Raw genomic sequence first — 15515 nt, 5'->3', positions numbered from 1 at the left:
CCAGATATTCAAACAGATCAGATTTTTTCACGTAAGTGAAAGGACTTTGGTCGCGTGAGATTGCCGTAGCCAATAGGGGAAAGGGCGGCCCCCTTGCCAGTATCTTTTACGCCGGTCCATACCAATGCGGGGTCAAGATAATCGCAGCGGTTCATGAAAAGAGTGCCGGTTTCGATGCGGTCGCCAAGGCTTGCTGCATGGTCCGAATCAGTCGTCCAGAGGGAGGCGGTAAGGCCGTAAATGCTATCATTTATCAGTGCCAGCGCTTCGTCATCATTGCGCACCTTCATGATGCCAACAATAGGACCGAAGCTTTCCTCGTGCATGACGCTCATCTGATGATCGACATGGGTGAAAATTTCCGGCGCAATGTAAGGCGAACCGGCGATGTCATGTTCGACGTTCATGTTGACATGCGCTTTGGCACCCTTGCGCAAGGCTTCGGCCTTCTGCTCGCGGATCAGATCGGCAAAACGTGCCTGTGCCATCGGTCCAAGCGTGGTCGCGTCGTCAAGCGGATTGCCGACGACATATTGTTTGGTGAGGTTGATGAAGCCATCGACAAAGCGGTCATAGACAGCCTCGTGCACATAGATGCGCTCGATACCGCAGCAGCACTGACCGGAATTGAAGAAAGCTCCATCGACAAGATTGGCTACGGCGTGATCGAGATTAACGTCCGGTAGCACATAGGCTGGGTCTTTGCCGCCAAGCTCTAACCCAAGCGACATGAAGGTGCCCGCAGCGGCTTTTTCAATCGCTCGCCCACCACCGACAGAGCCTGTGAAATTGACATGGTCGATCATGCCCGATGCCAGCAGTTTTTCCGTTGATGCATGATCAAGAACGATATTCTGGAACACACCTTTGGGAATCCCCGCTTTCTCAAAGGCTTGCGCAAAACGCTCGCCTGTCAGCAGTGTTTGTGTTGCATGTTTCAAAAGAACTGTATTGCCTGCCATTAGTGCCGGGATGATAGTATTGACGGCGGTAAGATAGGGATAATTCCACGGCGCGATCACCATCACCACGCCAAGCGGAACGTGCTTTACATAGCGTCGAAAGCCATCTTTTTGCGCCGGAACATAAGATTTCAGTGCTTCTTCGGCTATTTCAATCATATATTGGCCGCGTTCCTGCACTCCACCATTTTCGCCGCCATAGCGTGTTGGCCGACCCATCTGCCACGCGATTTCAGGAATGATTTCGTCCTGCATTGCTGCGAGCGCATCAAGGGCTGCACTGCAATATCGTGCGCGCTCGGCAATGCTCGTTGCCGCCCATTGCGGTTGTGCGTGACGTGCTGTCGTTACCGCTGCATTGATTGCAGCGTCGTTTGCATAAGCGCGCTCTGCATAAATCGAGCCATCAATTGGGGAGATAATTTTGGCCGTGCCGCTCATCGGACAATTCCTCTAAATAAGTTTAATAGCGTTCAAAACCGCGATGCAGTTCCCAATCGGTGACGCGGCGATCATATTCAATCTGCTCCCAATGGGCGGTGTGGAGATAGTGATTGACCACATTTTCACCGAGCGCTTCCTTGAGAAAGTCTGAGCTTTTGAGCGCTTCTGCTGCCTCGCGCAAAGTGTATGGAATTTCTTTGAGTTTAACGGCGCTATAGGCGTCGCCCACAAATGGCTCTTCCAGCTCCAGCTTTTCATCTATGCCTTTAAGCCCCGCTGCGATCAGTGCCGCAAAAGCCAGATAGGGGTTGAGATCAGCGCCACCGATGCGACATTCAATGCGAATACCTTTTGTACCTTCGCCGCAAAGGCGGAAGCCCGCCGTGCGATTATCTTGACTCCACATGATCTTGGTCGGCGCGAATGTACCCGCCTGAAAGCGCTTATAGGAGTTTATATAGGGTGCCAGAAAATAGGTGTAATCGGTCGCGTATTTTAGCTGTCCTGCCACCCACGAGCGCATGAGTGGCGTCATGGTGTTAGGTGCTTTGGGGTCAAAGAAAAGCGGTTCTTTTCCATCCGCACTCCAGATGGAGTTATGGATATGGCTGGAGCTTCCAGCACGATTATAGTCATATTTGGCCATGAAGGTAATGCACTTGCCATGCGCCTCGGCAATTTCCTTCATGGCGTTTTTCATGATGACATGGCGGTCGGCCATTTCCAACGCTTCCGCATAGCGAACATTAAGCTCTTGTTGGCCTGGACCCCATTCGCCCTTGGAGTTTTCTACAGGAATGCCTGCAGCACCCAGATGATTGCGCATGGCGCGCAGAACCTGTTCTTCCTTGGTTGTCAGATGGATAACATAATCCTGCACATAGGGAGAGGCGGTTTCCATCTCCTGCCAGCGCTTAGCGCGTGCGGTTTTATATGTCTCATCAAAGAGATAAAATTCGAGCTCTGACGCGAAATAGGCACGATAGCCGCGCTCATGCAGGCGAGCGAGCTGCTTCTTGAGGATGGCACGGGGTGAATGTGCAAGGTCTTGATGATCTTTATGTTCGAGCACATCGCAGAGAACAATTGCTGTCTTTTCCAACCATGGTGCCAGACGAAGCGTTGAGAGATCGGGCTTGATGACAAAATCACCATAGCCCTTGTCCCAGCTTGCGGCTTCATAGCCGGGAACCGGCTCCATATCGATGTCATCAGCCAGCAGATAATTGCAGCCATGGGTTTCATCATGGGCAGATTCCACGAAAAATTCGGCATAGAAACGCTTACCAATCAGACGCCCCTGCATATCAACAAAACATGCAAGCACGGTATCAATCTCGTCATTTGCAACGGCGCTTTTCAGGGTGTCGAAAGTCAGCTGTTTGGCCATGTGTTGGTTTGCTCCTTCTGGCTTTCGATCTGGCTCAGGATAGTGGCGAGCCGTGCCGCCCATTGTTTCTGCGTTTCTGTGGTGGCAATTTCATCGTTGCGGAGTTCAATCATCACGCAGGGAGCGTTGCGCGGGCGCGCATGACGTTCCAGCGTATAATAGACCCGGTCAGCCGGTGAATAAGGCTCGTTGATGCCGATATTCAGGCTCTTGTTTTCGGCTAATACCGCAATCAATAGCTTTGCAATCCGGTCGTCTTCATCGTGAATGATGCCGATCTGCCATGGCCGTGAAACGCTGCGATAGATAGGTGTGAACGAATGGATCGTGACAATCCACGATGGCAATCCGCGCTTGGCGCGTTCCGCAACAACATCTTCGATCTGTGTATGAAACGGCCGATGTGAAAGGTCTATCCGTGCAGTGCGTTCTATAGCGCCAAGATCGTGATTGCCTTCGATAACCGTTGTTTCGCTGATTTCTGGAATGAGATCGCGTGCATCCAGCGGGCGGTTGCAATCAATCAATAGACGCGAATACGTCGCTTCGATTAACGGAGCATCAAGTTTGCTACTTAGGTGACGCGCAACTTCAACTGCGCCGGGGTCCCATGCAATATGTGCTTTCAATGCTTCAGGGTTTAAACCCAGGCTGTTGAAGCGCTCGGGGATGAAGTTTGAAGCATGTTCGCAGATAAACAGCCAAGGGCTGTTGCCGTTTGCATTTACGACAATAACAGGCACGCACGAAACCGTGCGATGTTCTCGCTCGTCCGTCATTCTTAATGCTCCCCGCGCTGTAACTTATGTTACGTTTTTCATATTTTGCGCTATTGTGGAATATTTGATACGGCATATGATAATTTGTCAAATACAATTTCGCCCAAATCTAAAAAGGGCATTTTTGAATGGAGACAGCGTGCAGACGAGTGCGACAGTCGCTGAACTGATTAATGAACGCATTGATGCGATGCCCGCTGGCGAGCGCAGTGCTGCACAAACATTAATCGCCAATTATCCTATGCTGGGTCTCAAAACGGTTGCCGAATTTTCCGTGCTCGCGGGGGTTAGTTCGCCGACAATTCTTCGCTTCGTCAATCGTCTCGGTTTCCAGAATTACTCTGATTTTCAGGCCCGTTTGCAGGATGAACTGGCCGCGCAGCTGCAATCTCCGCACAATCGCAATGAGCGGTCTGATAAGGTGCAGGATAACGCCTATCCGGCTGTTGAACATACACTTGAGAATATCCGGGAGAGCTTTCGGCATTTAGGTGAAAAGCAGCTTAAACAGGCGGTTGCAGCGCTTTGTAATTCTAAGGGCAATGTTTATTTGATCGGCGGACGCTTCACCGACCCAATCGCGCAATATATGGCGGCACACATGACCATTATTCGGCCCAATGTGTTTCATCTCGGCGGGCAGGAAAGTGTGTGGCGGGATCGTTTGCTCGATATGGGCAAACGCGATGTGCTTGTGGTCTTTGATATTCGTCGTTATCAGGAAAGTCTGCTGAAACTAGCAGAAAAGGCACGAGGCCGGGGTGTCGAAATAATCCTCGTGACCGATCAATGGCTTTCGCCGATTTCGCGCGTATCGCGCCATGTACTTGCTGGGCGCATTGCCGTGCCTTCGGCATGGGATTCGTCGGCTGCGCTTTTCGTGTTGGCGGAAACAATCATTCGGGAAATGACACGCATTCTTGAAAAAGACAGTGCAGCGCGCATCGCGGAACTTGAGGCGCTCAGATGAGCGCCCGTTTTTAATCACCTGATTATTTACCCGCTTTGGGGGCTTTGAAGACTGGAAGTGGGTAGGTCTTGCCCAGAACGATGCCTGCTTTTTGCAGCACGTCTGCCGGGGCCGCATATGGCTTGTGAATCCATTTGTCCGGCAGAGCTGCGATTTCAGGCACCCATTCGCGCACATATCTGCCGCCAGTATCGAACTTGTCGCCTTGCAAGACGGGATTGAAAACACGGAAATACGGGGCAGCATCCATGCCGCAACCTGCCACCCATTGCCAGCTCCCCGGGTTGCTGGCGATATCGGCATCGACGAGCGTGTCCCAGAACCATTTCTCGCCTTCTCGCCAGTCGATTTGCATGTTTTTGCTCAGAACGGACGCAACAAGCATTCGCACACGGTTGTGCATCCACCCTGTTGCCCAAAGCTGCCGCATCCCGGCATCAATCATGGGAACGCCGGTATTGCCCATTTTCCAGGCGTCAAAGGCGTCAGGCTTGCTCTGCCACTGGACATCTGCAAGCGTGTTGCGCATATCGTTTTCGGCAATATCAGGCCGATAATACAGCTGATGATAGTGAAAATCGCGCCATATCAGTTCGGATAGAAATTTCTCGCCGCCAGTTTGGGTTTCAGGATGCTCATCCATCAAGGAGAGCGTCGCATACCATGCCTGCCGAGGACTGATTTCACCAAAGCGAAGATGAGGTGAAATCTTTGACGTACCTTCGACATCCGGGCGATCGCGATCACCCGCATAGTTGCGAATAGTTTCATCGAAGAAATGATATAACTGATCAATGGCCGCCGCCTCGCCGATCTCCCAGATACCGTTCATCTTTTTTGACCAGAAAGGCTGCTTATAATGCTCCCGATCTGGCTTCTGTTTGATGTTGGATGGTTCAGCTTTCCAGTCGGATGCGGATAGGGGGCGGTTAACGCCCTGCTGGCGCAGCGTTTTGGCATAGGGTGTGAAGACCTGATAAGGGCCGCCGCCACCTGTTTTAATCTCCCATGGTTCAGCGAGAAGATTACCTGCAAAAGATTCCACATTGAGCCCTTTGTCTTTCAGTGTGGATTTGACAATTGCATCGACATCGCGCTCCTGCGGAGCATAACGCCGGTTCCAGAAAACTGTATCGAAATCATTTTCCTCAATCAGTTTCTCGATTATTTCTAACGCGTCACCGTGAGCTACAAGCAATTCGACATTGCGCTCATTAAGGCTTTTCTCGAGCGAGTTGAGGCTCTGTTCCAGCCACCAAAGCACCGCCCCGCCGGGCGTTCGCAATTGCGGGTTGGTCTCGTGCACATAAAGCGCTGTGATCTTACCACCCAGCTTAACGGCAGCTTGAAGAGCAGGATTGTCGGCAAGACGCAGATCATTGCGTAACCAGACTAGCGCGTTCGCAGTCATTGAATAATCCTTATTTCACGGACTTTAGACGTTGGTTGTCCGGTGCGACAGACACCACCATATTTCTCGGTCGAAGGTTGGCATCTTGCACATAGATATGTTGCAGAACTGACTTGGTCTGATCAATCGAATTGTCAAAATTCTTTAGCCAATCCAACGCTGTGAGCTGATCCAATGTGTAATCCAGTTGGCTTATTATTCCCTCGCAATGGTTATTTGCACCTGCAAGAGTCAGCACATTGTTCAGAGGAGTGTGGTTTCTACTATCGATCATAGATGACGATATATTCATGTTGAGGCTTCTGATCTTTAAGGGCATTTTCGAGGTCCGGGGAAGAATGCATTTACCCTTGCTTGAAAAGATCGGAATTTTTCCCCGCGAGATTTTAGCATGTGTTCTTCAAGCGGTGGTATGCCGGAGACATGAACCAACAACCAGTACATTTGTATAGGCGCGAGCAGCGACAACCAACTCCATGGTGATGCGGTGATTGCCATCAGTGGCCATGCACACCAGAACAGCCATTCAAAGAAATAGTTTGGATGTCGGGAATAGGCCCAAAGGCCGGTTTCGCAAACTTCGGTTTTGGCGTCGGGTGTTTTCCGAAACCGCGCGAGTTGAGCATCAGACATAGCTTCTCCAAGCAGTGCAATAGCGATGACTGCAACAGCAACCATATCCCAGAAGTATGGAAAGCTGGGTCGGCTTACGGCTGCAAGATAGACCGCCAGCACCAGAATGAAGGCCGCGAGTGCCTGTATCTGCAAAAACCAAAATAGGCGTAGGGCAGCGTTTTCACCCCATTCTTTTATGAGCTTTGCATAGCGTGGGTCTTCGCCATGGCTTAGGCTTCGTTGGGCGATGTGCAAGCCAAGGCGTATTGACCATATGAGAACGATAAGCAGGATCGCCAAACGTCTTTGCAATGTCGCATCTGCAAGTAATACAGCTATGATTGAGCCGATGCCGACTGTGAAAGACCAAATTGCATCAATCCAGCCACTTTTGCCGGTCTTTCGTTCTATCCCCCAGGCAAGTGTCATGATGACAGACAGGCTGATAGCAACAATTATGAGCAGACCAGTTTGCATGGCTGACCTTTATTCGAAACAGTATTTATATGATGCAATACGTTCGGTCCTGCCGTTTGGTTTCGTAAGTGGCTCAAAAAAAATTTGGTAGCCGATTGAACCAATTCCCTTCTCAAAACGTAAAATGATGAAAATGCAGCACAGATGCGGCCGACACACGTGGCTAAGCATGTGGTGAAGAGAGGGACTATGGATATCACGAGCCATCCGGGCAGCTCAAAACGCCTCAAAATCGCGATTATCGGCAGCGGTATTTCAGGGCTTTCCGCTGCATGGCTGCTTTCGCAACGGCATGACGTGAAAGTGTTTGAAGCTTCAGATCGCATCGGTGGCCATAGCAATACTGTCGAGTATGAAAGCATCCATGGTCCCGTTGCGGTCGATACCGGCTTCATCGTCTATAATGAAGTGACTTATCCCAATCTAACTGCATTGTTTCACACACTTGACGTTCCAACTGCCGGGTCGAACATGTCGTTTGCAGTCTCAGTTGGAAATGGTGCTTATGAATATTCAGGCGGAACCGGTTTTGGCCTGTTTGCACAGCGGTCCAATCTGGTCAGCCCGCGTTTCTGGTCGATGATACGCGATCTATTGCGTTTTTATCGCAATGCTCCAAAAGATTTGAGCGCTATGGGTAGCATTTCGCTTGATGATTATCTGACACGCAATGGTTATGGACGGGCCTTTCGTGAAGATCATCTTTACCCAATGGCTGCGGCGATCTGGTCTACACCTGCAATGGAAGTTGGTCGATATCCGGCTGCAAGCTTCGTCCGCTTTTGCTGCAATCACGGTCTTCTGGCTCTTCGTGACAGGCCAATCTGGCGTACTGTATCCGGCGGTAGCCGGGAATATGTGAAGCGTATCACCAAGGCTTATGCAGACCAGATCAGGCTTTCGACACCGATCCAATCCGTTCGACGCTCTGAAAACTCCGTCGAGCTGATCGATGGAAGCGGCAGGTCCCATGTTTTCGACGATGTTGTGATTGCCACTCATGCCGATCAGGCTTTGCAGATGTTGGCTGATCCGAGCGCTGAAGAAAGTCGTATTCTCGGCGCGTTTCAATATTCACGCAATGAAGCGGTGTTGCATAGCGATGTATCGTTGATGCCCAGACGCCGTGCAGCATGGTCGAGTTGGAATTACCTAACAAATTCGGCCACTGGTCCGGCGCATCCATCTATCACTTACTGGATGAACCGTTTGCAACCGCTGGGAAACGCACCCGAAACTTTTGTTACTCTCAATCCGTGTCGGGCACCGCGTGAGGAACTTGTGATCCGTCGTGAGATTTATCAGCATCCGGTTTTTGACATGGCAACGGATCGTGCACAAAAAGAAATCTGGTCGTTGCAGGGGCGGCGCAGAACATGGTTTTGCGGTGCGCATTTCGGTTCGGGCTTTCACGAGGATGGGCTCCAGGCGGGGCTTGCCGTGGCAGAAGATCTCGGCGGTCTGCGTCGCCCATGGCAGGTGGAGCAGGAAAGCGCACGTATTTTTCGCCAGCCTTTGTCTGTCCGAGAAAGGGCACTGGCATGACCGGAAACTTCCATTCTGCGCTTTTTCCCGGACATGTGACCCATGCGCGTTTGCGGCCCAAGGTGCACAAGCTTGCTTATAAAATCTACTCGCTCCTGCTCGATCTCGACGAGCTGGAAGCGCTTGACCGCCAGTTAAAGATGTTTTCTCTGGATCGTTTCAATCTGTTTTCGTTCTACAGAAAAGACAGAGGAGACGCATCGGATATGCCGCTGCGCGAGCAGGTTGAGCGTGCGATGGAAGCCGCAGGCATCAAGGCTGATGGCGGTGCGATCCGACTGCTGACCATGCCGCGTATTTTGGGCTGGGCTTTCAATCCGCTGAGTGTTTTCTTTTGCTATAATCGCGGGGATGAACTCGTGGCAATACTCTGGGAGGTTGATAATACCTTCCGCCAGCGCCACGGCTATATGATCCCGGTAGAGGACAGCTTAAGTGGACGTATCGTGCAAAGCTGCGACAAGGCTTTTTACGTTTCGCCCTTCATGGATATGAAGCTGCGATACGAGTTTGAAGTTTCTCCACCCACAGACAAGCTCTCCATCCGTATCAACAGTTTTGACGATGAAGGATTGCTTATGACCGCCCGCCATCTGGCGCGCCGGGTTGAGCTAACTGATGCAGCTTTGCTGCGTGCTTTCTTTGCAATTCCATTTCTTACTCTACGCGTGGTTGGTGGCATTCACTGGGAGGCACTTAAAATCTGGTTGAAGGGTATCCGTTTGCGTAAACGACCACAGCCACCGCAAGACCCGATAACGCATATCCGCCAAGAGTCCTCTCGGCCAAGGAGTGAGGCTGCATGAGCCATATTAATGACACCTCGCCGCTCCCAACACCAATCTCAAGCAGCTATTCTGGTTGGAGTCCCTCTGGCCGTCTTTTACGCAGGTTGCTCAATCAGGTGCGTTATGGGCGACTGATACTCGTTTTACCGTCGGGCAAAATGGTATCTGCCCAAGGCAGCTTGGCTGGGCCGGATGCAAAAATAATCATCAAGAGCTGGCGTTGCCTGCGTCGTCTGGTGACGGGTGGCGATATTGGTTTTGCTCAAGCATACATCGAAGGCGAATGGACATCGCCGGACCTCACTTCCGTTATTAGATTTGCGGCACTTAATCGCGATACCTTGCTTACGACATTGCGCGGTTCCGGCTGGATGCGGATGCTTAACCGTATCGGCCATCTGTTTAATGCGAATACGCGTCGCGGTAGCCGGAGAAATATTGAGGCTCACTACGATCTTGGCAATGATTTCTATCGACGCTGGCTAGATCCTTCGATGCTCTATTCGTCCGCAATATGGAACGAGACAACGCGAAGCTTAGAGAGTGCGCAGGAGTATAAGTTGCAGTGCATAGCAGACAAACTCGCGCTTGACGGCGGTGAAAAAGTTCTCGAGATCGGTTGTGGTTGGGGCGCACTGGCAAGCTTTCTGGCAAAACACGATGGAACGCATGTGACTGGCATCACCTTGTCACCGTCGCAGCTTGCATGGGCCAATCAAACGATCGCAGAAGCTGGACAGGAGAGTGCTGTTGATCTGCGCCTGCAGGATTATCGTGATGTAGAAGGCCAGTTTGATCGCATTGTCTCGATTGAAATGTTTGAGGCGGTTGGTGAAGCCTATTGGCCGGAATATTTCGCAACGATGAAGCGTTGTCTCAAGCCGGGTGGACGCGCTGTTTTACAGATCATCTCAATCGAAGATACGCGCTATGAAAATTACCGTCGTAAAGCAGATTTCATTCAAAAATTTATCTTTCCGGGCGGCTTTCTGCCATCAGATAAAGTCCTTGAACGTGATCTGCTGAAGTCGGGACTTGTAGTGAAAGAGATCGAACATTTCGGCCATTCTTACGCCCTTACGCTCGCGGAGTGGCGCCAGAGGTTTATTGAGAATTGGTCCGAAATCGAAAATCTTGGTTTTGACGATAAGTTCAGACGGCTTTGGGAATATTACCTTTGCTATTGCGAAGGTGGGTTTGAAGAGGGTGCGATCAATGTCGGGCTTTACACGATTGAACACGCTTAGAAATTGGATCGACTGACCAGGGAGGCGTCGATGAAATGGCTGGTAGCAATTATTGGAATAATAGTTTTGGTTCCGTTTTCGGCGCACTCTGAAGAGATCGGCGGAAACTGGGCTCGTGGAGATGGAAAGGCCCGGGTTAAGATTGCGGGATGCGGCAACGACATCTGCGCGACCAATACCTGGATTAAGCCCGGAACACCGAAGGAAAAAACGGGTGATGTGCTTGTCATGAGCATTAAGCAAGCCGGAAGCGGGCAATATTCAGGAACTGCTTTCGACCCCCAACGCAAGCTCACATACAAGATCAGCGTAAAGGTCAATGGTGACACTATGACTTCCAACGGCTGTGTTTTGGCTGGTCTCCTGTGTCGGAGTGTTGGCTGGACTCGCATCAAATAAGAAAGTTGGCTTTCAATGAAAGACTATCTCATAGCTTACGCTGCTACCGCTGTTGCGTTTCTCGCGATTGATGCGGTTTGGTTGTCCAATATGGCCAACGTGATTTACCGGCCTGTTATGGGTGATATGATGTTGTCGGGTTTTCGCCTCGCACCCGCTATCGTCTTCTATTTGATCTTTGTCTTTGGGCTTGTTTTCTTTGCGGTGAGGCCGGGGCTGCTAGCAGGTAGTGGTATGGTCACACTGCTAAATGGCGCGCTTCTTGGATTTATCGCCTATGCGACTTATGATCTGACCAATCAGGCCACTTTGAAGAATTGGTCATGGACGCTGACAATAGCAGATATGATCTGGGGCACTGTTCTCTCGGCCGCATCAGCCTATGTTGGCTATTGGGTTGCGTCGCGGATAAGTGGCTAGTTTGGAGTAAACATATGCATAGATTAGGTCTTTTGGCTGTCTTCGCTTTTGTTATCGTTGTCATTGGAATGGCTATTGGTATCGGTTTCCCACCCGGGGAATGGTACGCATCGCTTCAGAAGCCTTGGTTTACTCCGCCGAACGCAGCATTTGGGCCAATCTGGACGATACTTTATATCTTCATTTCGATTGCGGGTTGGCGCACCTGGATCAGTGATAGTGGGTGGCAGCGGCGTGGACCATGGTTTGGACAAATGGCCCTGAACTTCATCTGGTCGCCGATTTTCTTTGGCGCACATATGACTGTATTAGGGCTCTGCGTGATTATCGGCGTTTGGCTTTGCGTGCTGTTGTTTATCGTTCGCGCCTGGCGACCAGACCGTATTTCAGCGCTGCTCTTTGTGCCGTATCTCGTGTGGCTTTCGCTTGCGACAGCTTTGAACGCGGCAATTGTCGTGTTGAACTAACAAAAAAGGCGGCATATCTGCCGCCTTTTCTTTATATGCCAACCAATGGCTGTACGAGCCGCATAAGCCAGCTCTGAAATTTTAACGGTGCGTCAGTCACAGCAAGGCAGATGCAATCGCCATCGGGCGAAGCAATAGGCTGGTGCACGAGATCGGCATCCGCCTCTTCAATGTCGCCACGCGCGAAAATCCCGGTGCCATCGTCAAAACTTCCACTAAGCACCAGCGTCAACTCACGGCCACCGTGGCCATGTTCGGGTACTGGCTTGCCGGCTGGAATTCGTAACAGGCGAACCTGTGTTTCTTTATCGCGTGTTTTGATAGGCACTTGATAAGCACCCCGACCCAGCGATTTCCATTTCAAGTTTGGCAAGTCGCCACCGACATAGGATCGCAGCGGCTCCGGTATTACGACAGGCGTTTTCACTTCCGATCGCGGCACGGAATGTTCTTTGGGCTGCGGCACCTGTTGTAATTTGCCTTTTAAGCTTTCCCATGAGCTTGCTTCGAATTTTGCTGGCTCAACTGCTTCAAGAAGCTGCCCGCCGATCTGTTCAAACTGCTTAAGTCTTGAACGGCAAGCGGGGCAAAGTGCAAGATGGGTAGCGACAGCAATGCTCCAACCTTCTGCAAGTGAACCCGCAGCATAGCTCGTGAGTAGTTCGTCGCTGAGATGATGTTTGATATCCATTAGTGCGCTCCCGAATTATCGAGTGCGGCACGCAATTTGCTGAATGCCAGACGAAGGCGGGATTTTACCGTGCCAAGCGGGAGATTAAGCTTCTTGGCTATAGCGCTATGTGTGCTTTCTTCGAAATAGGCGAGTTCAAGCAGGGTGCATTGCTCTTTCGGTAAATTATCCATGGCCGCACGCAACTGGTTGGCCGATTGTCGTTGGACGATCTTCATATCGGCTGGCTGTTCTTCGTCTGGAACAAAGGCCGGGTCGGTTGCGTCATATTCAGGGCGGCGGGTGCGACGCACAGCATCAATGCGCTGGTTGCGTGCGATGGTGAATATCCATGTCGACAAGGCGCCTTTTGAAAAATCATAGTGGTCTGCCTTGTTCCAGACCGCAATCATGGTTTCTTGCATTAATTCTTCCGCTGTTTGCGTATCGGCAGACAGTTTGGCCATATAGGCCTTCACCCGAGGAGCGAAATGTTTGAAAATCACCTCGAATGCGTCCACATCGCGTCGAGAACTGACCGCCAGCATCAATTCCTCTAATGAGGGCTGATTTTCAGAAGCAGTCCGTTCAATCATTCGGTTCGTATCCCGTACGCGCTGATATGGTGAAGACAGAAGCCGCAAATCGCGCCCCATTTTCTTTTGCCATGTCTGCGGGCTTAAGGAAATGCTTGTATTCATATCTCGTGATACGAATAGTTTGAGACATTGGATCACAGCGTATTGTAAATGGATTTTTTTTTTGCGTAGAAAGACTTTGCAGAGCGTAAGCTGGATCGGTCGTTATATTGACCAAATTCGCGTAGAATTTCGGTGGCTTTTTCGCACTCTACAGCTTTTGAAAATGCATAGCCTTGCCCAAGTTGGCAACCCATTTTTTGAAGTGTTTCAGACAGTTCAAGAGTCTCTACTCCCTCTGCAACAAGTCTGATATTTAAGTCTCGTGCGATCTGCACAATTCCTTTGACAATGGCGACACTCGGATCGCCGGGCGCGAGGCGGCATACAAATGATCTGTCTATTTTGATGATATCGACGGGAACGGTAAGAAGATGAGCGAGCGCCGCGAATCCTGTACCAAAATCATCGAGTGCGACCCGTACACCCAGTAATCGCAGGTTTCGAATGCCTGATGCTACTACATCATCACGTTGCCCGATATATGCGTTTTCTGTCACCTCTATAATGAGATGATTAAGTGGTACGTTGTAATCTGAGAATTTTTTTGAAACAAAAGCAGCAAGGTCACCTACGTAGAAATCCGCTGCTGTTACGTTAACTCCGACATGTTGAACTGGCAAACCCAGATCAAGCCAATGTCGTATATCCTGAGCAACAATTGAAAGCATATATTGGGTGATTTCTGATGCAATGTGGACATCAGAGAACGACTCCTGAAACATTGCGGCGGAAAGAATATCACCCGATGGAGTTGTCATTCGACTTAATGCTTCAAAGCCAACAACCTCGCCAGTATCAAGCCGAATAATGGGCTGATAATGCGCTGTGATACGTTTTTCCTCGAGTGCTTCGCGTACTTCTTTAATTGAGTTGCGACGGTGTAAAATGCGTGTTCCCAGGTTGGCTTGATAAAGCACAAAACTGCCACGGGCGTTGTCTTTGGCGTGATAGAGAGCAAAGTCTGCATTGCGACGCACTATTTGCGGGTGGGTATCAAGTGCAGAAAGTACAGCTCCCCCGATGGTTGCGCGAGGCAAAATAGTCTGACCATCATAATCAATTGGTGAAGAGAGCGCTTGGAAAATCAGGTCTGCAGTATGATCAAGGTCATAAAGCGCCTTATGATTTTGGATGATAACGGTGAATTCGTCGCCACCTGTTCTAAAGGTTATATCAGGCGCTAACGTAGCTGAAACCCGCGCGGCAATTGTACTGATCAAGAAGTCGCCGACATCATGGCCAAAAGTGTCGTTGGTTATTTTGAGATTGTCGACGTCAATGACAAAGAGAGCCCAACTTCCGGGCAGTTCGCAGCGCAATTGCGATAGAGCATCGTCAAATGCTGAACGGTTTGCCAGTCCTGTTAATACATCTACAGTTGCTCTGCGTTCATAGTTGAGAATGCGCATTTCGCGCATCATCGCGAGCTTGCAGAGTTGGGCGCCGGCCTTGAGTATATCGCTCTCTTCCGTGGTAGGAGTATGCTTTCTGAGAAAATAGATAGCGATTGCACCAATGACTTCATCGGCGTCATTGATGACAGGTAAAGAGCTACAGGCCAGAAGGCCTATTGGTAAAACAAGGTGCCTGTAAGCAGCCCATTTCGGATCTTTTTCAATGTCGTGGACAGTCACTGAAACGTTATTGTAGATAGCACTGCCACAAGAGCCAATCTCCGGGCCAACTACAACACCATTCAAAGCATATGTATAACTGGTGGGCAGACTTGGTGCTGCCAACATATGTATCATCCCGGCGTTGTCCACGGAGCAGACCATAACGCGAGAGTCCTCTATGAGTTCCTCGATGCCAAAGCACATTTCTTCCAGTGTTTGCCTGAGAGGTTTTCCCCTAGCGATTAACTCAAGAACTGTGTTTTGAAATTTGAGCACGAATTCCTCGTATGTTCCTATGATTATTATAACCGCGGATTTATTCGCTTTGTCAATTTTCAGAACATTATTTTAGCTCGTAATATTATATTTATTTGTATTTTTTCTCATGTCTATGAGAATTGTTTAACCGTTACTTAATATCATTAATTGCTCGATTGAAGTTTCTCACAGATTTTGAGACAGCATAAACATGCTTCGGATAAAACATTGAGCATCACATTTATCAAGTAGAGCGCAGAAAGACGTTTTCACATTGTAGTTAGTCTGCGAATGAGCGTTTGAGTATTCGTAATTGATAGTAACTTATCATTGCGCCTGCATTTATATGGTCATGT

At 50.0% G+C, this 15515-nt stretch carries 15 protein-coding genes; 7 read left to right on the top strand and 8 right to left on the bottom strand.

What is annotated here, in order from left to right:
• Positions 1-17 precede the first annotated feature (17 nt).
• The 3 genes from WH356_RS08380 to WH356_RS08370 are packed head-to-tail and all read right to left on the bottom strand — an operon-like array spanning position 18 to position 3575.
• Positions 18-1403, bottom strand: coding sequence for an aldehyde dehydrogenase family protein (locus WH356_RS08380; protein ID WP_339509762.1), 1386 nt, complete (start codon positions 1401-1403; stop codon positions 18-20).
• Between the two features lie 22 nt (positions 1404-1425).
• Positions 1426-2796 (bottom strand): glutamine synthetase family protein, encoded by a 1371-nt coding sequence (locus WH356_RS08375; protein ID WP_339509760.1) that lies wholly within the window; start codon positions 2794-2796, stop codon positions 1426-1428.
• Positions 2781-3575 carry an N-formylglutamate amidohydrolase gene (locus WH356_RS08370; protein ID WP_339509758.1) on the bottom strand — a complete coding sequence of 265 codons (795 nt, stop codon included), beginning with the start codon at positions 3573-3575 and terminating at the stop codon, positions 2781-2783. Before WH356_RS08370 ends, WH356_RS08375 begins: the two co-directional genes overlap by 16 nt.
• Positions 3576-3651: 76 nt before the next feature.
• Here WH356_RS08370 and WH356_RS08365 point away from each other — a divergent pair, with 76 nt between their 5' ends.
• Positions 3652-4545, top strand: coding sequence for a MurR/RpiR family transcriptional regulator (locus WH356_RS08365; protein ID WP_339509756.1), 894 nt, complete (start codon positions 3652-3654; stop codon positions 4543-4545).
• A gap of 22 nt (positions 4546-4567) precedes the next feature.
• Here WH356_RS08365 and WH356_RS08360 read toward each other — a convergent pair whose 3' ends face one another.
• Positions 4568-5956 carry a cryptochrome/photolyase family protein gene (locus WH356_RS08360; protein ID WP_339509754.1) on the bottom strand — a complete coding sequence of 463 codons (1389 nt, stop codon included), beginning with the start codon at positions 5954-5956 and terminating at the stop codon, positions 4568-4570.
• 309 nt (positions 5957-6265) lie between these two features.
• On the bottom strand, positions 6266-7048 hold the full coding sequence (locus WH356_RS08355) for a DUF1295 domain-containing protein (protein ID WP_339509752.1): 783 nt from the start codon (positions 7046-7048) through the stop codon (positions 6266-6268).
• Between the two features lie 189 nt (positions 7049-7237).
• Between WH356_RS08355 and WH356_RS08350 the strand changes: the two genes are divergently transcribed.
• The 6 genes from WH356_RS08350 to WH356_RS08325 are packed head-to-tail and all read left to right on the top strand — an operon-like array spanning position 7238 to position 11914.
• On the top strand, positions 7238-8593 hold the full coding sequence (locus tag WH356_RS08350) for an NAD(P)/FAD-dependent oxidoreductase (RefSeq protein WP_339509750.1): 1356 nt from the start codon (positions 7238-7240) through the stop codon (positions 8591-8593).
• A complete protein-coding gene (locus WH356_RS08345; RefSeq protein WP_339509748.1) occupies positions 8590-9399 on the top strand; it encodes a DUF1365 domain-containing protein in 810 nt (269 codons plus the stop codon). The genes WH356_RS08350 and WH356_RS08345 overlap by 4 nt, the downstream gene beginning before the upstream one ends.
• On the top strand, positions 9396-10628 hold the full coding sequence (locus tag WH356_RS08340; RefSeq protein ID WP_339509746.1) for a cyclopropane-fatty-acyl-phospholipid synthase family protein: 1233 nt from the start codon (positions 9396-9398) through the stop codon (positions 10626-10628). Before WH356_RS08345 ends, WH356_RS08340 begins: the two co-directional genes overlap by 4 nt.
• A gap of 30 nt (positions 10629-10658) precedes the next feature.
• A complete protein-coding gene (locus tag WH356_RS08335) occupies positions 10659-11027 on the top strand; it encodes a DUF2147 domain-containing protein (RefSeq protein ID WP_339509744.1) in 369 nt (122 codons plus the stop codon).
• 15 nt (positions 11028-11042) lie between these two features.
• Complete coding sequence (locus tag WH356_RS08330) at positions 11043-11447, top strand: DUF2177 family protein (protein WP_339509742.1); 405 nt, start codon at positions 11043-11045, stop codon at positions 11445-11447.
• A gap of 14 nt (positions 11448-11461) precedes the next feature.
• A complete protein-coding gene (locus WH356_RS08325; RefSeq protein ID WP_339509740.1) occupies positions 11462-11914 on the top strand; it encodes a TspO/MBR family protein in 453 nt (150 codons plus the stop codon).
• A gap of 31 nt (positions 11915-11945) precedes the next feature.
• Here the strand turns inward: WH356_RS08325 and WH356_RS08320 are convergent, their stop codons facing one another.
• The 3 genes from WH356_RS08320 to WH356_RS08310 form a co-directional block, all read right to left on the bottom strand.
• Positions 11946-12605 carry a ChrR family anti-sigma-E factor gene (locus WH356_RS08320; protein ID WP_339509738.1) on the bottom strand — a complete coding sequence of 220 codons (660 nt, stop codon included), beginning with the start codon at positions 12603-12605 and terminating at the stop codon, positions 11946-11948.
• Positions 12605-13180, bottom strand: coding sequence for a sigma-70 family RNA polymerase sigma factor (locus WH356_RS08315; protein ID WP_339509736.1), 576 nt, complete (start codon positions 13178-13180; stop codon positions 12605-12607). Before WH356_RS08315 ends, WH356_RS08320 begins: the two co-directional genes overlap by 1 nt.
• Before the next feature lie 137 nt (positions 13181-13317).
• Entirely contained in the window at positions 13318-15177 is a 1860-nt protein-coding gene (locus WH356_RS08310) for a sensor domain-containing phosphodiesterase (protein ID WP_339509734.1), read from the bottom strand.
• Positions 15178-15515: the final 338 nt, after the last annotated feature.

Origin of the sequence: Ochrobactrum sp. MYb379, assembly GCF_037479515.1 — a bacterium.
Taxonomy (GTDB): Bacteria; Pseudomonadota; Alphaproteobacteria; order Rhizobiales; family Rhizobiaceae; genus Brucella.
The sequence above is the reverse complement of the archived record's forward strand: the minus strand, read 5'-3'. Positions and strand labels throughout refer to the sequence as shown.